This window comes from Phycisphaerales bacterium (assembly GCA_016716475.1).
Classification (GTDB): Bacteria; Planctomycetota; Phycisphaerae; order UBA1845; family Fen-1342; genus JADJWG01.
Genome location: JADJWG010000004.1, coordinates 383,766 through 407,934, shown reverse-complemented (window position 1 = coordinate 407,934; position 24,169 = coordinate 383,766). Strand labels below are relative to the sequence as shown.

The following is a 24,169-nucleotide window of genomic DNA, read 5'->3' as shown; positions in this document are numbered from 1 at the left end:
GTCGCAGACACCCGGCTGACTGGTGACAGCGCCCCGGCGGTGGTGTACGCCGGCGAGAAACGGCGGGCCAAGGTCGCGCCGGCCAGGGTGATGGTCGCGCGGGTTCCCACAACGTGGGGAACGTCGTCGTCTCGCCGGCTGCGCTCGACACGGCCGGGGACTCAGCGGGAACTCGGCCGTGTGGGATCGGACGGAGCCGGAGGATTTCTGCGTTGCGCTCCCAGCCCCCACAACGCCTCCAATCTGTATAGGGCCGCAGCAAGCTGAAATGCATCTTCAAGGCATCTCCTGGGCTGGGCCAATGAATGTCGGCGCCCAGCGTGGACGTCGGTACGGTCTCGCACGCTCTGTCTGGAGGAGAACCGATGAAGTCTCGTGGGATTACGCCGAATCTTCTGTTGGGCATCAGCATGGTCGTGGTGCTGACCACAGACCTCGCTCCTACCTTGGCCGATACCCTGGTGTGGCAGCTCAGGAGCGTGGCCGGGCCCAGCCCGCGCAGACTTCACGCGATGGCGTACGACAGCGGTCGGGGCGTAACCGTGTTGTTCGGAGGGTTCGACGGTACCAGCTATTTCGGCGATACCTGGGAGTGGGACGGTCAATCGTGGAGCCAGCGGGCAGCAACGGGCCCGGCTCCGCGTGGGGAGCACGCCATGGCCTATGATAGTGTTCGAGGCCGCGTCGTCCTATTTGGTGGGAGAGACTTTTTCAGCAACGTCGTATTCCGTGATACCTGGGAATGGAACGGAAACAATTGGACGTTTCGTACAAGCAACGGCCCTACGGCAAGATACAGGATGGCAATGGCATACGACCAGAACAGAGGTCGCACCGTCATGTTCGGAGGTAGTGATTGGAGCCGCGAGACATGGGAATGGAACGGCAGCACCTGGACTTGGCGCTCCAATACAGGGCCGCCGGGGCTGTTCGCTCACGGGATGGCTTATGACGGCAATCGCTTCGTCACCGTCCTGTTCGGTGGATCCGATGGCGGGGTGAATAGCGGTCAAACATGGGAGTGGAACGGCACAACTTGGCTGCAACGTGCAACGACTGGCCCGAGCCCCAGACGTTTTCACGCCATGTGCTGGGACGCAAGCCGCGGCGTTGCCATTTTGTTCGGCGGGTTCACGACAGACTTAGTAGGAGACACATGGGGGTGGGACGGCACGACCTGGTCGGAACTGGGGACGGGCGGCCCAGGTCCACGGAACGATCACGCCATGGCCTTTGACAGTGACAGGAACGTCACGGTGCTGTTCGGTGGACATGTCGGCGGTGGCGTGTGGAGTGGCGAGACGTGGGAATACGGCGCAGGATCTGATCCCAACCCGATCATGGGCGACTGGAACGGCGATGGGCTGGTGAATTTCGCGGACTTCGAGGCGCTGGCGTTATGCCTTGCGGGATTGGACGAGCCGGTCGATGGCATGTGCGTCGAGCTCTTTGACTTCGATTTCGACGGTGACATCGATCTGTGGGATTTCGCCGGCTTCCAGTTGGTGTTCGAAGGGTCCGATGAATAAACCCGCCTGTGGATGACCCGCCCCAATACATCTACCCGCTGCAATGAGAGTCTGGCCGTGCTCAGTTTCCCCCGCCGCTCGCCAGCACGTCCGTCTCCAGCAGCATGCGCCAGCCGGACCACAGGAACTTCCGATCCAGCGACGGCGCACCCGCCCAGTTGCTCGTCTGCTCGTCCCACGGCGTCACGGTCTTCCGCACCCGCCGCCAAGCCGAATCGTATACGAAATCCACCCGACTCATCCCGGCCACCTCCGTCCCCGCGATCGGCCGCACCGTCACCAGGCGGTTCTCGGCATCCCAATCATAGGCCGCCGACGGCCCGGTCCACCCGGCCGTAATGCCAGCGATAAACATCGACTGGTCCGCGAAGTCCACGACACCGTCGCCGTTCAGATCGCCGTTGAGAGCCGGGCAGTCGAAGGGCCAGGTCTCCGTGCCGGCAAAATACTTGATCGCCCGGATGAAGAGCGTCAGGTCGGCGAAGTTCACCACCCCGTCGCAGTTCATGTCGCCCGCGAGTGACATCATGGTCAGGTTGCCGTCTTCATCATGATAGTACTTCGCCTTGCCCGGGGAGCCACCGGTAAGAATGCCGTTGCTTATGGGGGCATGTTCTCAATGAATGCCTCAAAGTCTCTCCTCTTGAGCAACCACCATTCCCTAAAGTCGTCCAAGTTCGTCCAGTCTCGAGGATACTCCTCAATCTCCAGGTCGTGATAAAACGCGAATGGCGCGCCCACTCGTCCAAACAAGAATGCGCTCCATTTATCTAGCGACTCACGACCATCGCAAAGGTAAACACCGCTCAAGAAGCGCCCAATATCGTCGTTCGAGACATTAGGCCACGCATGGCGCCCTGGTCCCGTGTAAACCGTACGCGCAAAAAAGAGTCCGCGCCGCGCATCCACCAACACCCATTTATCGCTTCCCACGGAATCTGCAACACCAGCAGCGACAAGGTGCTCGGATACAGCAGTAGAGTGAATCGTTGATCGCCTCCACAACGTGCCGGAGCGAGGGTATAGCCCCACCGCTCTGGTTACGCGGACCTCTCCCATTGGTATCTGTATCTCCCGCAACTCGACATAGCCACATTCGGCCACAAGAGCCACAGAAAGCGGAACCGCAATGCCACACAATGCTACAAGTCTTCCGCCGTGCAGCCATTGCGCCCGATGATACCTATGCCTGCTGTACGTTATCACCACGGTTCACCGCAAAAACGGTTGCGCATGTTCAGTAGAACCCTGTTCGCATGCCCGCGCAATGCGAGACAGCCAAACTACGATTAATCCATCATTCCCAACCCCAATACAGTTCGAAGGCGCCACCCCTTCCAACAACAGTGCCTGAACGAGTGTCTATCCCACCCTCCTGTCGTCGCGGAAGGGTCTCGCACGTAAATATGGGGCAGTCACAACCCCTGGCAGCTAATCGATTGTTGTAGCATACCGCCAACTCGTGACACGACACCGAGAAGGAGAAAAAGACCTGAGGCTATCTCAAAACCGGGACACCTGTTGACTTTGTACAATGATGCATGTTGACACTCACGAATGAGCAATTGGATTGGCTGGCGGACAGGATTCCGGATCGGCCGAAGAGTCCGAAGGGCGGCCGGCCCGTCGCGGACAAGCGGCGGACGCTGCGCGGCATCTTCTGGATGCTGGACAACGGCGCGAAGTGGAAGGACCTGCCGCGCGAGTTCGGCGCGCGGGCCACGGTGCACCGTTGGTTCCAGCGGCTGGACGCGCGAAGGGCTCTTTGAGCAGGCCATGCGGGCCGCCGGACGCCTGGTCGAACGGCGCGGCGCGTACCGCGTGTACGAATGCTTCATCGACGGCACCTTCGCCAAGGCCCGGGGCGGCGGTGATGGGATCGGGCGCGGCCACCTCGGAAAAGGCGTGAAAATCATGGTTCTGGTCGATGCTCGCGGGTTGCCGGTGGCGATCGATACCGCGCTGGCGGACGCCCACGAGAGCCGCTGCGTGCAGGCGGCTGTTCGACTTCGTGCTGACGCGCGAGACGCCGCCGCGCGTGATCGGCGACAAGGCGTACGACAGCGACAAGCTCGACGAAGAGCTCGCACAGCGCGGCATGGAAATGATCGCGCCGCATCGCGGCAACCGCAAGCCGGAGAATGTGACACAGGACCGCCGGCCGCTGCAGCGCGCCAAGCGGCGCTGGACGGTGGAGCGGACGATCTCCTGGATCCAGAACTACCGTCGGCTCTGCATCCGTTGGGAGAAGTCGAGCTGCCTGTTCAGCGGCTTCTTGCATATGACCTGTACGCTTCTCTTGCTTTCAGAGGTTTTGAGATAGCCTCCTGTGCATTGCGTAGGTCAATATTGTTGAGTTGCCACACCCCACCGGCATTCCATCCACATGCAACCTCTCCATTGAGAGCCATCCAAAGACCGCTCCACCCCTTCTGGAGTATTGCGCCACTTGGGCAAATATCCTCCTCGAATGCGCGCTCAAGCAAGCCTCCCCACCGATTGAAAGCTGTGAACCACGCTTCGACCATGTGCGCAATGCCTTCGTCAAGCCGCTCCTCGGGTGTGGTGCCGCCGAATTCCAGGTGAACGTATGCATGCGCAAGTTCGTGCACGATAACAAAATCATCAGCGCCATACGGATCTACGCCAAGCTTGTTGCCCCAATGCCTATATGTCCCCATGGCGGTAGACCTGCTTGAAGCACCAAACGCACGCACGTTAGCAAGACCCTGTTCGAGTCGATCGACGATCGGGGCGATTGCCGAAGAGTAGTAGCAGGTGTTGCGATGCCGGCTCCGTATGCGCGCTAGCCTCGCCTGAAACTCTTGCCGTCTGCTCACCCGACTGTCTACCCCCCCGGAGGGCCCGCCAGTTGTGTCGTAGAGCGATCCTAAGCCCTTCGTACCGAGCACGCGAGCGCCGTCACGGCGATCAGTGAGCCCTATCGCAACTACATAATCCAGAGGAGCGTTTCGCGCGAACGCGTAGAGGTTCAATCCGCCTCGTTCCCCAATTGGGTCCCACGACATCCACCTCCCAATCAAGCCGTCGTAGTACCGCTTCCCCCACCACCCCAGCCCGGTCTCGTCGTCCCACTGCTTCGTGCTGAAGCGCCAGGCGTTGTGGGCCGCGTAGTCGCCGTCGGCCTTCGTCACGCCGCCGTAGGGGTCGTACTCGTAGCGGGCGGCGAGAGCGGCGCCGGGCTGCTGGGCATCGTGCGACCAGTCCACCACCTGGCCGACGTTGCCCAGCGCGTCATACAGGTAGACGTAATCCACCGGGTCGTCGGGCTCGGGAGCGCCGCTCACGTCGCACACGCGCACGGCCAGCAGCCCGCCGATCGTCCCGGCCTGCTCGAAGAGCGCAGCCGATACCCGGCACCCCCCGCATGTCGAACTTCGGCGCAGCCAGCCCATCTCCACAAAGCACCCTAACCCATCTCACTCAGTGGTCGCCCGCCGTATCCGCCGGTTTCCCTGCCGCTGCAGGTAGATCGACAAAGCGAAGAAACTCGCGGAGCACAAATCCCGAGCCTGCATCGCTCAGGATAACACGCGCGCCAATGATGAACACGCGCCCACGGTACGAGCCAGACTCAATTCTCAACTTCACGCGGTAGCCCTCCCCCCAAAATTCCGATGAATGTCGCTCGAGTGCCATGATCCGAAATCGCTCGTCGGGTGCCAATGCGGCAACCACTGAGAATGGCCACCTTCCGGGATCTGCGTTGTACTTTTCCAAAAACTCACCTGCGTCAGCATACGTCAGGCCGAACCACACCAGCTCCGATCCCTCTTCATCGATGATGAATGCTGGGCAGGCAGCAACGATGTCGCGTCCTAGGAGGTGCACAACCCTATACGTGTGATCCTCGACAACTGTCCTCTGGACGTACCATGTACCATACATGAGAAGCGCGGCGCATACAGCCAACCCGATCGTACCGATGATCAGCAGCCTTGAGTCTGGATGATATGACATTGCGTACGCTCTCAACCAGTGTTGCTATCCCGCATGAATACAAGTACGACGCATCACGACTGCACCGATGCACGGCCGTACCGCCTAGCCGCAGCTACCGGGTCGCTCACGCTCACTGTCGGGCATTAGTGGAGCACCCGATTACAGAAACGGGTGCACCGCCGCTCTCTGACGCGCACTTCGATCTGAAATCCCATTCCTGCTTCAGTAGTAAATCTCCTTCCATTACCGCAGGCAGCGTTATTTGATTCGGGGCGCGACGTGGCGCCAAAAATGGGCATTCTGCGGCGATTTGTAAACCCCGCCGTGGTGAGTTTGCCATTCCCTCGTGACGTCGAACTCAGCCAGCCTGCTTGCATGCGGGACGCGATCGGCAGCCCTTACACTCGTCTGTCCGAGTGCAGCATGAAGTTGGCTGAGTTGATAAGGGGTGCGGAGCACCTCGTCCATCCTGTTGAACGCGATGATGGTCTTATTGGCACTCAGCGGCGCGTCTTCGAACTCGCCGCCACTCTCGAACACGGAATTCGATACCGCGGCGGATGTGAGAATGACTTGGTCAATTCCCGACACGCCGTCCTGAAGCGCTCCCAACACCACTCTCGCTCCTAGGCTGTGGGACGCGATGTGAAGTCGCGTACTAGGGCAGGCATTCTGCAGATCCTTGATGAATCTCGCAAAGGCGCCAGTGGCGGTGATGTCGGCGGACCGCATGGAGCGCCTAAACTGAATTGGCGAGAAATCCCCGCGCCACGCAAACCCATATACCTTGCATTTGCCGCGAGCGCCCTGATAGGCGGACTCGGCACTTGCAAAACTATCTCGCGCCTGCTCAAGATTGGTATTATACCCATGCACCCAAACGAGGACGCAGTCGCAGCACTCGAAGCTCTCTACTAAATCCTCTCCATCGCTCATCGAGTAGTCATCATTGGCATGGGCAACCCATGACACGTGTACCCACTCAAGATCTAGGGAGACAACCTTCACCGAGTCACGCGCATTGACGAGAATATACAGACCCAGGCCATCGATATAGGCGCTGGGGTTGCCCGCGCCATACAGATAGAAATTCAGTCCTCCGCGTTCGCCGATCGGATCCCTCGACATCCACCTCCCGATCACGGCGTCGTAGTACCGGAATCCCCAGTACCCCAGTCCCGTCTCGTCGTCCCACTGCTTCGTGCTGAAGCGCCAGGCGTTGTCGGCGGCGTAGTCGCCCTGGGCCTTGGTCACGCCGCCGTAGGGGTCGTACTCGTAGTGGGCCACGATGGCGCCTTCCGGGTCGGATGGCGTATGCGACCAGTCCACCACCTGCCCGACGTTGCCCAGCGAGTCGTACAGGTAGACGTAATCGGCCGGATCGTCGGGCTGGGGCGCGCCGCTCACGTCGTACTCCCGCACGGCCAGCAGCCCGCCGATCGTCCCCGCCGATTCGAGCGAGTTCACGGCGCCATTCAGGCCCGCGAGGTCCAGGCCCCAGGTGAACTTGCGAATCACGTCTTCCGGCCCGCCGGCCGGCATGTCGAACTCCAGCAGCATGCGCCACCCCGACCAGAGGAACCGGCGATCCAGCGACGGGGCACCCGCCCAGCCGCTCGCCTGTTCGTCCCACGGCGTCACGGTCTTCCGCACCCGCCGCCAACCCGAATCATACCCGAAATCCACCCGGCTCATCCCGGCCGCCTCGGTCCCCGCGACCGGCCGCACCGTCACCAGGCGTTTCGCAGAATGTGCCGGCAGGACGCCGCCGCTCCCCAACCACGGCCGACCCGCGGGAACTGGACTGGGCCGGGAAAGGAGCTTCCCCGGGCGCTATCGTGTTACACTCCGCAAACGTAGCGCGGTTAGCGCGGGATGAGAGAGGTCTGTCATGTCCATGCGATACCCAAGAAACCCCGCTCTATTCTGGTTTGTACCGCTTTCCCCTTGCATCCTCACGCTTACGCTCTTGCTCACGGCATGCAGTGACGGAGCGCGTGCCCCGGTTGCCTCAGCCAGTCACACCCCATCACGGGAGCCCGTACCCACGCCGGTCACGGGGCCCGCGGCCGAAGGCCCGGTGCATAATCTGTTCGTCGTCACGCCGGTTCTCTACAGCGGCAGCGGGCCGACCGGCGACGCCGCCTTTGACCAACTTGCGCAACTTGGTATTCGCACGATCATTTCCGTAGACGGCGCGGTGCCCGACATCGAACGCGCCACCGCCCACGGCATGCGCTACGTGCATGTACCGGTCGGCTACAACGGTCTTGCTCCCGAGCAGCAGCGAACCCTTGCGCGGGCTTTACGCGATCTGCCCGGGCCGGTCTTTGTGCATTGTCACCACGGCGTACACCGCGGTCCGACGGCGGCGGCCGTGGCCTCGGTACTGCTCGGCACGCTTGACAACGAGACGGCCACCGCGTTCCTGCGAGCCGCGGGTACGGCCCCGAGCTACACCGGTCTCTACGCATGCGTGGCAGAAGCACGGCCTGCGCCGCCTGAGGTACTGGATGCTGCGCCAGCGGACTTTCCGGCCATCGCGATTGTCTCGGGCATGGTGCGCACGATGGTGGCGATCGATCTCGCCTATGACCACCTCAAGACGATCCGCGCGGCGGGTTGGCGTGTGCCCGCGGACCACCCGGACCTGGTCCCCGTCGCCGAAGCGGGCCGGCTCGCGGACCTGCTGAGGGTCTTTCTCGACGACCCCGATGCGAAGGGACAGTCAACCGAGTTTCTGGAGATGCTGCGCGCTTCCGCCGCGGCTGCGACCACACTCGAACGGGAATTGCTGGGAAACGCCCAAGTGGACGTGCTGAATGCTGCCTTCACCCGGGTCGCCGACTCGTGCAGGAATTGTCACGCGGTTTATCGAGACTAGCCCATGGCACAGCACCGGTCGTGAGCAGGTACCTTCCTCAAAGCGGCCGGTGGTTCGAGGAACCGGCGCCCGAGTACTAATCCGATGGGGGCTCCGAGCTACCTTCGCGCCGTTCGTACGCCGCGAACTCCCCGGCCGCGTGTCGACCGGCAAGATCGAGGTATCGCGCGGTTACGAATTGAAGATACTCCCGCTCCGCCGCGCTCAGCTCGCGCCGCACACGTCCGGGCATGCCGACCACGAGCACACCGGACGGCACCCGCGTACCGGGTGGAACGAGCGCCCCGGCCGCAATGATGCTCCCGGGGCCGATCTCCGCATCGTCGAGTACGATCGCGCCGATGCCGATCAGGGTTCCGGCTCCGACGCGGCGGCAGTGGACCACAGCGCGATGACCGATGGAGACATCATCCTCGATTTCGAGCGGGACACCGGTCTTGGTATGGATGACGGTGCCGTCCTGGATGTTGACGCGTTGCCCGATCCGGATGGGCGCGACGTCGCCGCGAATCGTGACGTGGTGCCAGACGGAAGATGCGGCCCCGATCGTGACGTTACCGCCGACCCACGCCGTGGGCGCGATGAACACGTCGGGAGCTACGCAGGGCCGGGAAGCTTCAGGCGTCATACGCGCATTGTAGGGTCAGTCTTCACGGGCGCCGCGCCCGGTGCAAAGGTGGATTCCAGCCGTCGACACGGAAAATTACTTGCGGTCGGGCGCCGGAGCTACGTAGGATCTCGGGACACGCGTGGCGCCGCGCGGGCGCTCGCAGCGTGTGCACCGCCCCACAATCGGAGGTCGGGGTTATGCCGTTCGTCGCGTACGTGCTCGCCACTTTCTACGCGCTGCTGCCGAGCGCAGGCGGAGCTACCCCTGAAGTACCCCCTGCCGCCGACGCTGCGATGGAGCGCGGTACAGTGGTCGGGATCGTCATCGACGCGGAGAGTGGCCACCCCGTGCCACACGCCCGCATCGGCATTGCCGGCGGTGAAGGGCTGCTCAACCTCGGTCCCGACGGACGACTCACGGTTCCCGGTGGCGGCCTCCTGCGTGCCGATGATGTGAAGCCGCTGGGCCGCACCGCGATTGCCACCCGCACCGACCGCAACGGACGCTTTCGCCTGGAGGACCTCGCGCACCCAGAAGAGCAGCATGTATTGATCGCGCTTGGGCGTTCGCAATACGCGGCTCTGTACACGGATGTCGTGCCGACGCGGTTGGGCTCCGAGACGTTGCGGGTCGAACTGCGCCCGAGCGCGGCGTTGCGCGTGAAGCTGCCGCGTACACTGGCTCCACCAGAGTGGCGACCCGGCGGCACGCTGCGCCTGGGCTTGGGCACGGCTGAATCGGTGGTTGCGGACTCCGCCGCACCCCGAGCCGGGGGCAGCATCTGGTTCGAGCAGGTGGACGATGACCGCTGGTTCGAATACCCGCTCGTTCCGGCCGGACAGACCTACCGGTTTGTCGGGCGCGGCACCCCACCGGAATTCTCGTACGCGCCACTGCTGTATGCGGAGCTTCTGACGCCGCAACCGGGCGAGAAGATCGAGCGGCTCTTCCCGGATGGGGTTACTGGCACGAAGCTTTCCGGCCGGGTACTCGGCACCGACGGTATGGGCATGGCGCAGGTGAATGTGACGGTGACGATCGACGGCGAGCAGGGCACGACGACCTACGGCACTTTGACGGATCGTGAAGGTCGCTACACATTCGCGGGTCTGCCCGCCGGCAGGCACCGCGTGGAATTGCGGCGGCATCGGGCGCGCACTGCGCCGGGGTGAGGCCCCGGGCCCAAGGATGTCTCCTGGTCAGGAGACGTGGAGCTGGTTACGGGTGAGCCGCAGGTACACGACATTCGGGCCGTGAAGATCCAGGGCTTCTACGTCGGGATGGAGGTGCCGGACTTCGAGTTTACACGCAGCGACGGAACGTCCGGCCACCTGTCCGACTTTCGCGGCCAGGTTGTGCTGCTGGATTTCTGGGCCACATGGTGCGCACCGTGCCTCGCGGCGATGCCGAAGCTGGCGGAGGCGCAGGAGCGCTATGAGGCCGAAGGGTTTGTGCTGTTGCTCGCGAGCGTGGATGCGCAGGCGGAGACGCTGGAGCGATTTCTCAAGCAGCGCAGCGTCCCCGGGACGGTGTTCCACGCGCCCGGGGGCTTGCAGGGGGAACTTGCGCGGCTCTTCAACGTGGAAGGCGTGCCGACGAATTTCCTGATCGGCCGCGATGGGAAGGTGCGGGCTAACGATCTCGATCCGCGAGCGCTCGATTCCGCGATCCGGCAGGCCCTGCGCGACGTACCGGCCGACGGAGGCGATCCTCCGATCGTGGCGCAGCGAGGGTGAACGGGCCGTCGGCCGCTGCACGGGTCGGGCCCACACAGGCGGAAATCCTGCGGGCGTGTTTTCGTACCCCTCCCGTTCCCGCGTGCTAATGTCTTCGGCCGCAGTGGACCGCCGGACAGTGGCGCGCGATACTGCGTATTGCGCCACGGCTCGAGGAAGTTTGATGGACCAGGCCCAAACCCACCCGTTGCCCCCGGACGTAGTCCGCGCGAACCTCGTGCGTACCGCCCTCTTCCTGACCTCGTACCAGTTGCTGCGCAACGCGGTCGTCGACGGCGTGCGCAACTGCTTTCTGCAAGTGGACTGGAACTACCCGGAGTACGATCAACAGGTCCTGACGCTCGCGCGCAGCCGCTTTCAGGCCTCACTGCGCTGGCTGGTAGCACAGGGCGTGCTGGAGCCCCTGCACGTCGACGAAATCTACGAGATCCGCCGCCACCGCAACAAAATTGCCTACGACCTGCCGCGACTGCTTATCGAGCCACACGTCACCTTCGACACGAAGCTCCTTGACCGCATCGGGTTCTACCTGCAACGACTCGAGGCCTTTTTCGCCACGCTGAATACCTCGGCACCCGCCCCCCCGATAGCGGTCGGTCCCACGATCACCACGGCCAGCAGCCGGCTCCTGGAACAACTTCGCACTACGCTGGTGGCGGAATAGTCGAGGGGCGGGGGCTGCCGATTGGATTCCCGCGCAGCCGCGGTCATAATTACGCCACGGGACGATGGGCGGCCAGGGACGGCCAGCCCCCCGCACCGGCCGCTGAGCGAGGTGGAACGGATGGATCTTTATGCGGCGCTGACCTTCTGGCTGCTGGTCATCGTGTTTACTGCGTGGGGGGTGCATCATCTCTGGAGCGGGCTGATCAAGCCGCGGGTGGTCAACTCGGTGCTGTTGCCGGGCACGCTGGTGGCGCAATTGGGCTATGTGTTGGGTTTGCTACTCAGCGGCAATTCCGTCCAGAACGCAAAACTCATGGGTGACGACGAGCGCGGCGCGCCCGAGGCGGATACCCCCGAGCAGCCGCGGCTACCGATCATCGGGCCGATCCTGGTGGGCCTATTGCCGCTCGTAGCGTGCGCGGGCTGCCTCTACCTGGTAGCACATTTCTGGGGCGCGGGCGTGCTCGGCCCGCGTGGACCACAGGATCCCTTGCTGAGTGTCACCCAGACACTGCCCATGTCGGGCCCGGGGTTCTGGAATCTGCTGCGGCACTCGATCACGCTGGTGGAAGGCGTAGTGACCGCGATCCTGCAAAGCGATCTGCCGAACTGGCCGACGGCGCTGTTTTTGTATCTCGCGGTCTGCCTGACGGTGCGGATGGCGCCCTTTGCCGACAATCGCCGTGGCACGATCGGGGCCATCTTCCTTGCAGCACTGATCATCGCGATTGTCGCGTCGCTCGTGCCAGCGGCGCGCGACGTGGTGCTCTCGAGCTGGCCGATCCTGAGCTTCGCAGTCGGTATGCTGCTCTTCCTGCTGCTCGTGAGTCTGGTGGTAGCCGGCACGGTCGGGTTGATCCGGATTCTGGCAACGAATCGGTAAACCGCGCCTGACGGGCCGGCCGTGCCCGCGATGGGGGCTGGAACGGGTTCCCCCCAACCAGGACCTGCCAAGTGCAACGGTGTGGAATTCCCGCGACCACCTGCCCCGGGGAAAATGCACGAAGCGTACGCCGAACCTGACACGGGGTCGCCCGATTTCACGATCGGGTCAACCGCCGGTCGCGGTCCAGCGTACGCTCCGAGAAAGCCGGGCGGGCTTGAGAACTGCGCGGATCAGGCGGCCGGGCGTGATTTCGCTCCCGGCCGCGAGGTCCACTGCGCGAGCCCGCCAGCCGTGAAGGCCCTACAGCCCGAGCGGGGCAGCCGCCTTCTTCACTGTGCGCTTCTTGGCGGTCTTCTTGGCGGCCTTCTTCTTGGCCGTCTTCTTGGCGGCCTTCTTCTTCGCCGTCTTCTTTACGGCCTTCTTCTTCGCGGTCTTCTTGGCGGCCTTCTTCTTGGCCACCTTCTTCTTGGCTGCTTTCTTCTTTGCCATGGCGCTTTTCCTCACAAAAGAAGAAACAGGAACGGAAACAGTAACACTCACGCCACCGAGGGCGCTCGTACGCGATCTTCAAACCGGACGCTCACGCGCTTGCTGACGCCCGGCTCTTCCATCGTAACTCCGTACAGCACATCCGCACTGGCCATCGTCTGCTTGCTGTGCGTGATGATGACGAACTGCGAGTACGACAGGAACTCCTGCAAGATCCCATTGAAGCGTTCTGTGTTCGCTTCATCAAGGGCTGCGTCCACTTCATCCAGAATTGCGAACGGCGACGGCCGGCTGCGAAAGACGGCCATGACCAATGCGACGGCCGTCATCGTCTTCTCGCCACCACTCAGCAGCGAGATCGTCTGCGACGTCTTGCCCGGTGGTCGTGCAACGATCTCGATACCGCACTCCAGGGGCTGCGTCGGATCCTCGAGAATGATATCGGCTTTTCCGCCGCCGAAAAGTTTGCGGAACATCTCTTCGAAGTGCGTTCGGATCTCCTCAAAGGTCGTCGTGAAGCGCGTCCGCGATTCGTCGTCGAGATCCGTGATGAGCTGCTCGAGCTGCGCGATGGAATACGTGAGATCGTCACGCTGAGCGACGAGCTGCTCGTAACGCGGCGTGAGTTCCTCCAGCTCGGTCAGCGCGTCGAGGTTCACGTTGCCCAGCCGTGCGATCTTCCCCCGCAAATCGTCGATTTCCGCCTTGATCGCGGCCCAATCGTGCTCGGTGTGCTCGTAGCCCTCATACTGCTTCGCGAGGTCGATCTCGAGCTCCTCCCGGATGCGCGTGGTCAGGGCCTCCTTCCGCACCTCGCACTCACGCAACTGCACGCGCTCGCCACCGAGCGCCGCGTCCAGTTCCTCCACCCGCGCATAGCGCCCGCGCACTGCGGTCACCTGGGACTCGAGCGCCAGTCGAATCGTCTCACGCTCGGACCGTAGCGCCCCGACCCGTTCGGACCGCACGACACATTCCGCTTCCTGCTTCTGGTGGGCCGCCTGCGTCGTTTCTCGCTCGGATTCTGCCGCGCTGATCTGCCAAGCCGCTTCATCGGCCTCGCGCCGGGCCGCCCCCTGCGCCTGCACCAGGTTGTCCGCCTGCGCCTCCAATTCGGCCAGCGCTTCGGCCGCAGCCGACCGCTTTTCCCCGGCCCGGCCGCGCGCCACCAGCGCTTCGGTACACTGTTGTTGCAGGCCGGCTACCTCCCCCTCCAAGGTCTGTACAGCGGCCAGCAGTTCCGCCGTGCGGGCTTCGTGCTGCTGCTGGGCCTTGGCGGTCGTCGCGGTTTCCGCGGCGAGCTCGGTGAGGCGCTGCCGCAATTCCTGCGCCGAGCGCTGCACCCCGCCCATCTCATCCGCCAGCAGCCGGGCCTCCCGCTCATGGCGCTCGCGGGCCTCGTGGACCCGGCCCAGCGCGCCCCGCGACTCGGCGTGCTCACGTTGCAGCCGCGCGATTTGTTCAAGCCGCTCACTCTTGCGCAGTTGCAGGTCCGAGACGGCCGCGTCGAGTTCCATGCGACGCCGGGTTTGGTGTACGAGGCGCGTTTCGAGTGACTCGAGCTCCTCCTGCAGTTGGCGAATCTCGGCCTTGCGGCTGATCAGCCCCAGCGTACCACGGGAGGTGCCGAAGCTCAGCCGACCATCGGCTCCCACGGTCTCGCCGGCGAGGGTAACGAAGATGCTGCCGACCGGCGCTTCCGGCGCCAGCCGCAGCGCGTCTTCGGGTGTTTCCACGACAAAGACACGCCCCAGCAGCCGCTCCGCCAGCGGGCGATACAACGCTTCGCAGTCCACCCAATCAGCGGCTCGTCCGATGTAGCCGGGGGCGTGGTCGTAGGCGATGCGCGCGGGTTCCCGGCCCAGTCGATCCAGCGCGACGACACGCACCGGACCCGGGGCCCCCCCGTGCCGCTCCAGCGCGGCCAGAAACGCGGCGGTCTCCCGCACGACAATGTGGTTCTCGATCGTCGCAAGGACCGCCTGCAAGGCGCCGACGCGCGGGCCATCGATACGCAGGACGTCCGCGACGAGCCCGGCCACGGTGCCGTTGTGATCCACATGCCCGCGCCAGCCGAGGACAGCGCGTGTGCCCTGATCGACGCCTTCCAGCCGCCGCTCCATGTCTTCCAACAGTTTCAGCCGAGACAGGGTGGCACTCCGCCCCTCTTTCAGACTGGTGATCTCCTCGTCGAGCTGCTCGGCTTCGGCATGCAGTGCGGCGAGCTCACCCTCCTCGCTGTTGAGCACACGCCGCACCCCGTCGATTTCGGTGTCGAGTCGCGCCGTGCGCTCCTCCAGCTCGGCCAGGCGCCCGGCCAGTACACCGCGCTCCTGCTCGATATCCCGGGCGCGCGCCCCCAAGCGTTCGAGTTGTGCTTCGAAACGCGCCCGCTGCTGCGTTGCGTTGACCTGCTCATTTTGCAGCAGCGCGCCGCGCCGCGCCGCTTCGAACGCAGCTTCACGCTCCTGCTCATATTCACTGCGCCGCTCCCCCGCCCGCCGTTCAGCCGCCGCCCGCTCTCCCTGGAGCGCAGTGACGCGCGCGGACGCCTGTTCCTCGACCACCTCGAGTTGACGAAAGTTCGCCTGCTCTGTCGCGATGCGCTCGCGCTGCTGGGCGAGACGCGCGGCCGCATCCTCGGCCTGTCTTTGCCGGCGTTCCCTCAGGGTCGCCAGTTCCGGCAACCGCTTCTCGATCTGCGCCAGTCGCTCCGCGAGCGTGCTGAGCGCGTTCTGAGCCGCGCGCAAGTCGGCTTCTTCCGCTTCGATCCGATGTGTAAGGGCATCGCGCTCGGACTCGACGCGCACCACGGCGGCCTCTTCGGCCACAAGCGCCGCGCGTTCGGAGTGCAACTCCTGCGCGCGGGTCGCAACGGTATCCGCTAGTTGCGCGCGGGCCTGCTCCAGCTCATGGAACTCGGCCAGCGCGTACGACGACCGGAGTTCCCGCAGTTGCCGATCGTATTCCTGGAAGTTACGCGCTTTGCCGGCGGCGAGACGCACACTGCGCAACCGCTTCTCAAGCTCCTCGACGATGTCCTGCAGCCGCAGCAGGTTGTTCTGGGTGCGTTCCAGCTTGCGCTGCGCCTCGACCCGGCGGACCTTGTAACGGCTGATGCCAGCGGCCTCTTCGAAGATTTCGCGCCGCTCGACAGGATTGGACTGGAGCAGCAGGTCCACTTTGCCCTGGGCAATCACGCTATAAGCATCGACCCCCACACCCGTATCCAGCAGCAGTTCCCGGACATCACGCAGGCGCGCGCCCTTGCCGTTGATGCGATACTCGCTCTCGCCGCTACGGTAGAGCGTGCGCGCCACCGCCACTTCTTCCGCGTCGTGGCGAAGGATGTGGCCACGGTTGTCGAAGACGAGTTCAACCTCGGCAAAGTTAGCCGGCTTGCGGGAGCGTGAACCGCTGAAGATGATGTCCTGCATCTTGCCGCCGCGGAGGGTCCGGGCGGACTGCTCGCCGAGCCCCCAGCGGACGGCATCGAGCACGTTACTCTTACCGCAGCCGTTCGGGCCTACAACCGCGGTAATCCCCTCGCCGAACTCGAACTCGGTTCGGTCTGCGAAGCTTTTGAAGCCGTTCAGGACAATTCGCTTCAGAAACACCGGCACTACCTGTCGGTCCTACCGCACGCCAACCGTCCGAAGGGTCGGTCAGCGACCACTATATATTGCGGCTGATCGGCGACTATACGCCAACCACTGGGACGCTGCAAGCTTTTCTCGTAGCATACTGCGGACCTGCCGAGGGTTAAGAGGATGCGTATAGCTCGCGCTCCGCAGAAGCGCGTTTCCGGACTGACGCTGTGAACATGAATGAGATGCAGCTTGATTAGCGGCCACTCCTGAAGTCGGCGCGCTTGGACGCTCCGTACACCGGTCGCAATCTTGAGTTGGCCCAAAGTCGGATAATGCGTGCCCTATCGAGCGTAAACCATGCACTGAAAGAGGTTTGCAGGCCACCGAAGGTCCGAGTCGTAGCGCAAAATTCGCAATGCTGAAGCTTGCAATCGGATATGGGCCGGGGTATAACTAACAGCGTGAGAGGAAAGGGTGAAGCCCACCCACGTCACCATCTGGATCTCGGAGGCTGGAAAGAAACCTCCACTGGCACTTTTTGGGAGAATGGGATTATGAAGAAGGTACTTGGACTTATTGCAGTGCTCGGCATCGTGACTGCCGCAACGGCGCAGCCGAGCGTGTCGTTCTACGCCACCAGCAGCGCGCAGCCCTACGGTCTGTCCGACGCGACGAACGCCGCTCTTCCGACCCAGGGCGAGCAGACCGACAGTCTTTACTACTCGGTCTCGGATTGGGCGCATGGCCCGATCGCCGGCGACATCGTGAACCAGGGCGAGTGGGCGTACATCTGGGCGAAGGTAACGGGTATTGTCCCCGCGGCCTTTAAGATTCAGGGTCTGGGCGTTTCGGTCCGTCTCAATGGCGGCACCGACGGCATCACCGGCATCTGGTACGCCGGCGACGATCTGGCCGAGTCCGGCACGATCCGCTGGGACTATGACGTCAACCAGCCCTTCCCGACCAACGACTTCGTCACGCACGACTTCGTCGGCGTCGGTGTCGAAGGTGCGGGCCTCAGTGGTGGTGCGACCGCTGCCGCCGCCCCGTCGATGCGTCAGCGCGTCGGTGCCGCGAATGCCGGCGCCGCCCGTGAGTTCTACTTCCTGCTCGGCGCCGTGACGTTCGACTTCGGTCGCAGTGTCGGTGGCGAGCTGAGCGTCGGCCCGTTCCAGGATGGCGCCGCGTTCAACATCGACGTCCCGGGCCTCGTGGTTTCGGGCGCGACGCTGGAAGTGGTTCCTGAGCCGGCCAGCTTCCTGCTGATCGCCCTCGGTGCCCTGGCCCTGCGTCGTCGCTAAGCGACAACTCCGCTAGCAGGTGACACCAGCCTTTTCATGAGGAGTCGGTCGCAAGACCGGCTCCTCTTTCATTATTCCCTAAGACTCACCCCTTCCTTGACAGTCACCCCGCAGGCAGTGTGCCCGAGTGCCGGGGGTATCCGCCCCGGTGCATACCGACAGCACCCGCTCAGCTCAATCCATTGGCAGTCCGGTCACCAGCAGCCCCTGCCGGATCACAGGAATATCCAGCACCTGCCCCGCAGCCGCCGCTGTTTCCGCCACATCCTGCTCGATCTGTGCTACCAGCTCCTTGGTGCCCGCGAACTTCTGCTGACCACGCAGACGTCGCAGGAAATGCAGCGCGACCCGTTGACCACGCAGGTCGCCGTTGTAGTCAAGCAGGTGGGCCTCCACGCGCAGCGCCGGCTGGTCAAAGGTGGGCTGTGGCCCGACATTGACCGCCGCCGCGCTGCACAGCCCGTCCGCCAGTTCCGCAATGCAGGCATACACGGCCTCCTGCGGCAGCATCTGTGGAATCGCGCTGAGATTGGCCGTGGCGAAACCTAGGTGACGGCCGCGACCGGCCCCACCTACCGTTTCGCCGACTACGCGATGAAAACGGCCCAGCAGCGCGGTGGCGTCTTCGATCCGCCCCTCCCAAAGCGCTTGTCGCACGGCCGAGCTGTGAATACGCGGTTGTGTCGGCAGTTGCTCGCAATGTACCGGCGGGAGCACCTCCACTCGGTAGCCCCAGCGTGCCGCACAGGCCTTCAGGGTCGCCACGCTTCCGCCGCGACCACGGCCGAAACTGAAATCGGGGCCCTCCACGAAAACCCGCGGACGGGCCCGGGCAACCAGCCCAGCGAGGAAGTCCTCGGCGGAAAGAGCGAGCAGGTCGGGCTCGGCACGAAGGATGAGCACATCGGCGACGTCATTGCGCGCCAGCAGGGCGAGCTTGTCGGACAGCGTGGTCAACGTCGGTGGCACGCGCTCCGGCGACAGCACTGCCAGGGGGTGGCGGTCGAATGTCACCACGAGCGGCTGCGCGCCCGTGTCCGCCCCCAGTCGCTGTGCGGCTGCGAGCAGGGCCGCGTGGCCGCGATGCACACCGTCGAAATTACCAATCGTGAGGACGGTTCCCACCGCCGGGGCGCTGAACAGTTCGAGGCCGTCGTGGATGGTCATGGGTCAGGTCCGCGACAACAGGAGTTCGCGCTCCGAGTGATCAAGCTGGACGTGCACAGGCGACGAGAATCCCGCACTTCTGCCCGCATCCATTCAGGCCCGCAGACCCCGCCTATAGTCGAACCCTTCTACACCAACTCTGGCGCAATCAGGTCCTCGTACGTCTCACGCCGGCGAATCAGCCGCGCTTCGGTTCCATCCACAAGCACCTCGGGGGCACGCGGGCGCGTGTTGTACTGGCTCGCCATGGTCATTGCATAGGCACCGGCAGTGAAGACCGCGAGCAGGTCGCCACGTCGCACGGGCGGCAGAGCGCGGTCCTTCGCGAGGAAGTCGCCGCTCTCGCAGACCGGTCCAACCACGTCGCACACCGTGAGTCCCTCAAACGGCTGTTCGGGCGCGTAGTTTGCCGGGACGTGCTCGCCGACGGCCACGGGCCAGATGAAATGGTAGGCACCGTAGAGCGCCGGCCGGATCAACTCGGTCATGGATGCATCGGTGATCACGAAGCGGCGGCTGCCGGTGTCTTTCACGTGCAGCACGCGCGTCACAACGATCCCGGCGTTGGCCGCAATCGCACGCCCGGGCTCCAGGACGACCTTCAACCCGGATCCCTGCAACAACGGGAGGATGGCCGCCGCATAAGCAGCAGCATCGGGCGACTCGCCGCCCTTGTACTCGGCGCCGTAGCCGCCACCGATATCGAGGGTGTCCACAGCATGCCCGGCCCGCGCGAGTGCGTCGCGTAGCGCGAGGGTGCGCTCGATCGCGGCCACGTAGGATTGCGGATCGTAAACCGGGGAGCCGATGTGGATGTGCAGACCACAGAGCGTGAGCTGCCGATGGCGGCCGAAACGCTCGAAAAGCGTCCGCGTCTCCTCGATGGTAACGCCGAACTTGTTCTGCCGCGTACCGGTGGTCGTGTAGGAATGGGTCTTGGCATCGACCTCGGGAACGATCCGGATCGCGACGCGGAGCGGCAGTCCGAGGCGGGTCGCGACGTCGGCCAGTTGTTCAAGCTCTGAGGCCGACTCGACATTGAGCATGCCGACCCCGGCGCGCAGGGCCTCCTCGAGCTCGTCGGTACTCTTACCAACGCCGGCGAACACGATCTTCTCCGCAGGCGCACCTGCGCGGAGGGCCCGGAACAGCTCGCCGCCGCTGACCACATCAAAGCCGCTGCCGCAGGCGGCGAGCAGCTTCAGAATGTGCAGGTTCGAGCAGCACTTCACCGAGTAACAGATCAATGGTTCGAGCGGACGAAACGCCGTCGCGAGGCGCTCGTAATGAGTCCGTAGCGTTCCCGCCGAGTACAGGTATGCCGGCGTTCCAAAACGGACCGCCAAGTCCGCTACGGGCAGGCCCTCCACCTGCAGGTTCCCACCGCGGTAGGTAAACAAGTTCATCAGGGCTAGCTCCCACGCCGCCGCCATCTCCGGTCAGGCGTCGTGCTGGTTGTCGAGTCGCTTCGGTGCGGGTACGGCCCGCGGCCGGTGCCGGTCAGGGCCGGCAACTGCGTCATTGTTGGGGCGGACCGACGCCGTGGCAACGTCCGAAGGAGAGTAGAGTCGGGTCGGCGGCAGACCAGTAGGATCAGGGGTTCGCGGCCACTTCGAACCCGAACGTGCTCCCGCGTTCACGAAATTCGCTCTCGCTCAGGGTCACGATCCGATACGTTCGGGAGCGGCTCTCATAAATGAGGACGTGCCGCAAGGAGGGTCCGAAGAGCCCGATGTGGCCATTGCAGGCCGCCGCCCAGGATGTGCCCGCGGAGATCGCCTGGCTGTCGTAGCGCCAGTTCCCCACAATCTCGCGGGCCCACCAGTTGAGGTAATCCTCGCCCAGTACGCCCAGGTCCGACGGCTCAGCCAGCGGGCGGTCAGGCAGCGCCGCAATCTCGGCATAGATCTGCTGGGCTTCACGCAACCGGCTCTCGCAGGTGACAATCGCTTCCTGCTCGCGATTGATCAGCGCCATGGTGAGCATCGCCGCCGAAAGCACGCAGAACACCAGCACTCCGCGCACCACGCGCCACCGGCGCCTTGATAACTGCTGCTGGACAACGCGTTCGCGCGTCTCGCGTTGCCGCTCATCCATGGGAACGGTGCTCATGGCTGCACTCTACCGCCTGGGTTGGATGCCACGCACGTCTGTCGGTATCGACATCATACCCCTTTCATCGGCGTTTCGGCGGGCAGGGCTGGGGCCGAACGCGGCCGGGACAGAATCCGTCCGTGAACGGGCGTAGCCGCTCCGTACCACCCACCCGCCGCCACGCAGGCGACTTTCTAGCATACCTAACAAATTACGAATATTCTTACTGTGGGTACGCGGCCCCGAACGCCGGACCCCCAGGAGAATTTCGCGTGTCGCCTGCACCGCCCACCTCCCGCGTCGCCGCCGTCCTCCGCTCCCTCGGGTCCCTCCTCCCCGAGGTCCGGCGGCGGCGCGTCTCAACTTCCGGCCGGCCACTGCGGGCCGACTTCAACCGCCAGTATCCCACGATCGGCCTGGCGCCCGCACAACTTCGGGCCATCCTCCAGGGTGCCGACGCCGGCCAGCCCCGGGCCCAGTTTGAGCTCTTCGCCGAAATGCTTCAGAAGTGGCCCCGGCTCGCAGCGGTAGAACGTACACGACGTCTCGCCCTGACCGGGCTCGACTGGGACATGGCCCCGGATGAGGACGCCACCCCGGTACGTAACCGGTCGCAGGCCACCGCCGCCGCGGACTACTGTCGCACGGTACTGCGACAGCTCACCAACCTGCCAGCGGTCCTGGACCACCTGGCAACCGCGACGGGCTACGGCCTCGCACTGGCGGAACTGGTGTGGGAGCGTGGTCGGCTCATGGACATCGTTCCCGTACCCGCCACGCGACTACTGTCGGATCACGCCGCGCCGTGGCGTCTGCGCGTTCTCACGGACGAACATCCGCTGGACGGTGTGGCTCTCGACCGTCACCCGTCGAAATGGATCGTTCATCAGCCGCAGCAGATGCCCGGACGGCGCTTCGACAATGGCTTGTTGCGGGTGTCGGCGCTGCTGTTCCTGGCGCAGAATCTCAGCTTCAAGGACTGGCTGATCTACTCGCAGATCGCCGGCATGCCGGTGCGCATCGCACAGTTCGACCAGGGTACGTCGGAAGCAGAACAGCAGCGCCTGCTCCAGATGCTCCAGGCCCTCAACAGCGACGCGGTCGCCGTGGTCAACAAGGGGGTCGAACTCAAGTTTGTTGAAGCCGCCCGCGGCGCGGATCGACCCTACGCCCCATTGCAGGAATACTGCAACACCGAGGTCACAATCCTGTGGCTTGGGCAGCACCTCACCACCGATCTGCGCGCTATCGGTTCACGAGCGACCGCCGAAGTGCATGACCGTGTGCGCGAGGATCTGCTCGCGGCCGACCTGGCAGACGAAGCGGCCACGTTGCGGCGTGACTTGCTGGCACCCCTGGTGCGGGCACGCTTCGGTGATGGCACGCCGGTTCCACACTTCCGCCGGGCGCTGGTACAGACGATCGACACGCGCCAATTGTGCGAAACGCTTGCAACAGCCGTCGAACGGCTTGGTCTGCCGGTACCGCAGCGCTGGGCCTACCAGGCGCTGGGCATTCCGGCACCGCAAGTCGGTGAAGCCACCATCCCGGGGAGAGAACCATGAAACGCAACTTGCCATCCACGGCGCGCTACCCGGCATCGCCGTACACCACCCCCGAGGCGGAACGGGAGCTGCGTATCCGCTCCGCCACACCCCGCGACGCCGAGGCACTTGGCTTCTTCTTCGATACGCTGCTGCGCCGCGACTACTTCCTGCGCCGCGGACAACTCCGCGACATGCTGTGCAGTCGGCGGCACACCCTCCTCCTCGCCACTTTGGCCGACGTGCTGGTCGGGGTCGCCATCCTGACGCGCGGTTCGCGCCTCGTGAACGCCCTGGTGCACCCGGCGTATCGTGGGCTCGGTATCGGGCGGGCGCTGGTCAACGGCAGCGGCGCAGCCGAAGCCCGCGCGAAGCTCGATATCTCCAGCGGCGATCCCAGCGGCTTCTATCGGCGGCTTGGGTTCCACCCGACCGGCGAACGCAACCGCAAAGGCAACATCGTCATTTTCCGGCGGCCGCAGGCCACAGGCATACCTTTCCACACACAAACCCATTGATTCAGGGAGGACCCCGATGAAGGTGCCACGCCCCCCCCATCACGATTCCGCACCACTTCCGCTCGGTCCTTACGTGGAAGCCCGGATCATCGACCAGCTACGCCAGGCGCTGGCGCTCGCGAGCGCGAACCTCGCCGGCCGGCTCGACCGCCTGCGCGATCTCCTGCAAGACGTGACAACCCGCCTCGACGCGGTGATGCTCGTCCGTGCTGCGCTGCCGCCCCGCTCGCGCCTGGTCGCGACGGCGCTCGCAACCGCCGGCGGCGAACCGGCCCGCGAGTTCCTGCTGATCCCCTTTGGCGAAGTGACGGTCGAGCGCCCCATCGCCGGGGAGAGCTTCGTCTTCACCCCCAACCATGCCGCGAGCGCACACCGCTGGTTCGAACGCATGGGTCGCAAGCTCGCCATCGACTACGAGCACCAGACCTTCGACCGCTGCAATACCCGGTCGGATGGGCTGCGACCCGCGGCGGGCTGGATCGGCGGGCTCGAGGTGCGGGCTGATGGACTGTGGGCCGTGGAGGTCACATGGACAGCACGCGCCGGCGAATTACTCCGTAGCGGTGAGTACCGCTACTACTCACCTGTCATATTCTGGACGGATGAAGACCACACCGATGTCGCGGCACTGGGACCGGTCGCGCTGACCAACGACCCGGCGATGCACGGCGTGCAGCCACTGGCGGCGGGCAGCGCCGCGGCTCTCCGCACACACACCGACGAGAGTTCCCCGGACAGACACACCGACACGGCACCCACTGAGGAGGCGCTGCCCCTGGAGCCAACAACCACTCCGGAAGCAGTGGCCCCCAGTGCGCTTACCGCAGTGGAACTCAACGCCGCGCAGTCCGAAATTCAGCGCCTGCAGGCACAACTCGCCGCCCAGGAAGCCGACACTTTCGTCGAGCGAGGCCTGCGCCTGGGCAAGATCACGGAAGGTACGAGCATGGACTGGCGGGCCGACTTCCTGCGTGATCCTGCCGATACCGAGGCGCGCCTGTCGCGTGCCCCGGTGATCCTGCCGCCCGGCCGGGTTCTGGCCGTGGACGAACACGGACGGGTCACGCCGCGCGTGCCACAGGCCGAAGCCCGGATTGGGAATTTCCACGACCTGACCGACGAAGACCTCGCCGCCTTTGAGCGCGCCGCTGCCGCGGGCCGGGTAGCCGGTTCCGCATTCTGATCTGCGCCC

Annotated in this window: 22 protein-coding genes; 12 read left to right on the top strand and 10 right to left on the bottom strand. The window is 64.4% G+C overall.

Features of this window, described 5'->3' with window-relative positions:
- The first annotated feature begins 365 nt into the window (after window positions 1-365).
- Entirely contained in the window at window positions 366-1,529 is a 1,164-nt protein-coding gene (locus IPM18_15780) for a hypothetical protein (GenBank protein MBK9121041.1), read from the top strand.
- A gap of 61 nt (window positions 1,530-1,590) precedes the next feature.
- Here the strand turns inward: IPM18_15780 and IPM18_15775 are convergent, their stop codons facing one another.
- On the bottom strand, window positions 1,591-2,058 hold the full coding sequence (locus IPM18_15775) for a hypothetical protein (GenBank protein MBK9121040.1): 468 nt from the start codon (window positions 2,056-2,058) through the stop codon (window positions 1,591-1,593).
- A gap of 1,012 nt (window positions 2,059-3,070) precedes the next feature.
- Here IPM18_15775 and IPM18_15770 point away from each other — a divergent pair.
- Both IPM18_15770 and IPM18_15765 read left to right on the top strand, forming a co-directional pair.
- Window positions 3,071-3,298, top strand: coding sequence for a transposase (locus IPM18_15770; protein MBK9121039.1), 228 nt, complete (start codon window positions 3,071-3,073; stop codon window positions 3,296-3,298).
- 158 nt (window positions 3,299-3,456) lie between these two features.
- Window positions 3,457-3,852 carry a transposase gene (locus IPM18_15765; protein MBK9121038.1) on the top strand — a complete coding sequence of 132 codons (396 nt, stop codon included), beginning with the start codon at window positions 3,457-3,459 and terminating at the stop codon, window positions 3,850-3,852.
- On the opposite strand, the gene IPM18_15760 is transcribed toward IPM18_15765, so the two are convergent.
- The 3 genes from IPM18_15760 to IPM18_15750 all read right to left on the bottom strand — a co-directional run bounded on the left by IPM18_15760 (window position 3,794) and on the right by IPM18_15750 (window position 7,226).
- Complete coding sequence (locus tag IPM18_15760) at window positions 3,794-4,945, bottom strand: RHS repeat-associated core domain-containing protein (protein MBK9121037.1); 1,152 nt, start codon at window positions 4,943-4,945, stop codon at window positions 3,794-3,796. The two genes, IPM18_15765 and IPM18_15760, sit on opposite strands and share 59 nt — an antisense overlap.
- 28 nt (window positions 4,946-4,973) lie before the next feature.
- Entirely contained in the window at window positions 4,974-5,510 is a 537-nt protein-coding gene (locus IPM18_15755; GenBank protein MBK9121036.1) for a hypothetical protein, read from the bottom strand.
- Between the two features lie 240 nt (window positions 5,511-5,750).
- Window positions 5,751-7,226, bottom strand: a complete 1,476-nt coding sequence (locus IPM18_15750; protein MBK9121035.1) for an alpha/beta hydrolase — start codon at window positions 7,224-7,226, stop codon at window positions 5,751-5,753.
- Between the two features lie 346 nt (window positions 7,227-7,572).
- Between IPM18_15750 and IPM18_15745 the strand changes: the two genes are divergently transcribed.
- Window positions 7,573-8,376 carry a cytochrome c gene (locus IPM18_15745; protein ID MBK9121034.1) on the top strand — a complete coding sequence of 268 codons (804 nt, stop codon included), beginning with the start codon at window positions 7,573-7,575 and terminating at the stop codon, window positions 8,374-8,376.
- Window positions 8,377-8,452: 76 nt separating this feature from the next.
- On the opposite strand, the gene IPM18_15740 is transcribed toward IPM18_15745, so the two are convergent.
- The gene (locus IPM18_15740) at window positions 8,453-9,004 is read right to left on the bottom strand and encodes a gamma carbonic anhydrase family protein (protein MBK9121033.1); all 552 of its coding nucleotides are present in this window, start codon (window positions 9,002-9,004) and stop codon (window positions 8,453-8,455) included.
- A 179-nt stretch (window positions 9,005-9,183) separates the two neighbouring features.
- Here IPM18_15740 and IPM18_15735 point away from each other — a divergent pair, with 179 nt between their 5' ends.
- The 4 genes from IPM18_15735 to IPM18_15720 all read left to right on the top strand — a co-directional run bounded on the left by IPM18_15735 (window position 9,184) and on the right by IPM18_15720 (window position 12,271).
- Window positions 9,184-10,158, top strand: coding sequence for a carboxypeptidase regulatory-like domain-containing protein (locus IPM18_15735; GenBank protein ID MBK9121032.1), 975 nt, complete (start codon window positions 9,184-9,186; stop codon window positions 10,156-10,158).
- 36 nt (window positions 10,159-10,194) lie between these two features.
- A complete protein-coding gene (locus tag IPM18_15730; protein MBK9121031.1) occupies window positions 10,195-10,722 on the top strand; it encodes a TlpA family protein disulfide reductase in 528 nt (175 codons plus the stop codon).
- A 163-nt stretch (window positions 10,723-10,885) separates the two neighbouring features.
- Window positions 10,886-11,386, top strand: coding sequence for a hypothetical protein (locus IPM18_15725; protein MBK9121030.1), 501 nt, complete (start codon window positions 10,886-10,888; stop codon window positions 11,384-11,386).
- Window positions 11,387-11,506: 120 nt separating this feature from the next.
- Window positions 11,507-12,271: a hypothetical protein gene (locus IPM18_15720; protein MBK9121029.1), complete on the top strand. Its 765-nt coding sequence runs from the start codon at window positions 11,507-11,509 to the stop codon at window positions 12,269-12,271.
- Window positions 12,272-12,574: 303 nt separating this feature from the next.
- Here the strand turns inward: IPM18_15720 and IPM18_15715 are convergent, their stop codons facing one another.
- Complete coding sequence (locus IPM18_15715) at window positions 12,575-12,763, bottom strand: hypothetical protein (GenBank protein ID MBK9121028.1); 189 nt, start codon at window positions 12,761-12,763, stop codon at window positions 12,575-12,577.
- Window positions 12,764-12,810: 47 nt separating this feature from the next.
- Window positions 12,811-16,380, bottom strand: coding sequence for a chromosome segregation protein SMC (gene smc / locus IPM18_15710; GenBank protein ID MBK9121027.1), 3,570 nt, complete (start codon window positions 16,378-16,380; stop codon window positions 12,811-12,813).
- Between the two features lie 527 nt (window positions 16,381-16,907).
- Between smc and IPM18_15705 the strand changes: the two genes are divergently transcribed.
- On the top strand, window positions 16,908-17,654 hold the full coding sequence (locus IPM18_15705; GenBank protein MBK9121026.1) for a PEP-CTERM sorting domain-containing protein: 747 nt from the start codon (window positions 16,908-16,910) through the stop codon (window positions 17,652-17,654).
- A gap of 174 nt (window positions 17,655-17,828) precedes the next feature.
- On the opposite strand, the gene ribF is transcribed toward IPM18_15705, so the two are convergent.
- The 3 genes from ribF to IPM18_15690 form a co-directional block, all read right to left on the bottom strand.
- Window positions 17,829-18,821, bottom strand: a complete 993-nt coding sequence (ribF, locus tag IPM18_15700; GenBank protein MBK9121025.1) for a riboflavin biosynthesis protein RibF — start codon at window positions 18,819-18,821, stop codon at window positions 17,829-17,831.
- 128 nt (window positions 18,822-18,949) lie between these two features.
- Window positions 18,950-20,227: a diaminopimelate decarboxylase gene (lysA, locus tag IPM18_15695; protein MBK9121024.1), complete on the bottom strand. Its 1,278-nt coding sequence runs from the start codon at window positions 20,225-20,227 to the stop codon at window positions 18,950-18,952.
- Window positions 20,228-20,414: 187 nt separating this feature from the next.
- Entirely contained in the window at window positions 20,415-20,933 is a 519-nt protein-coding gene (locus IPM18_15690; protein MBK9121023.1) for a hypothetical protein, read from the bottom strand.
- Window positions 20,934-21,187: 254 nt separating this feature from the next.
- Here IPM18_15690 and IPM18_15685 point away from each other — a divergent pair, with 254 nt between their 5' ends.
- The 3 genes from IPM18_15685 to IPM18_15675 are packed head-to-tail and all read left to right on the top strand — an operon-like array spanning window position 21,188 to window position 24,160.
- On the top strand, window positions 21,188-22,480 hold the full coding sequence (locus IPM18_15685; protein MBK9121022.1) for a DUF935 family protein: 1,293 nt from the start codon (window positions 21,188-21,190) through the stop codon (window positions 22,478-22,480).
- Entirely contained in the window at window positions 22,477-22,977 is a 501-nt protein-coding gene (locus tag IPM18_15680; GenBank protein MBK9121021.1) for a GNAT family N-acetyltransferase, read from the top strand. The genes IPM18_15685 and IPM18_15680 overlap by 4 nt, the downstream gene beginning before the upstream one ends.
- A 16-nt stretch (window positions 22,978-22,993) precedes the next feature.
- A complete protein-coding gene (locus IPM18_15675; GenBank protein ID MBK9121020.1) occupies window positions 22,994-24,160 on the top strand; it encodes a hypothetical protein in 1,167 nt (388 codons plus the stop codon).
- Window positions 24,161-24,169 lie beyond the last annotated feature (9 nt).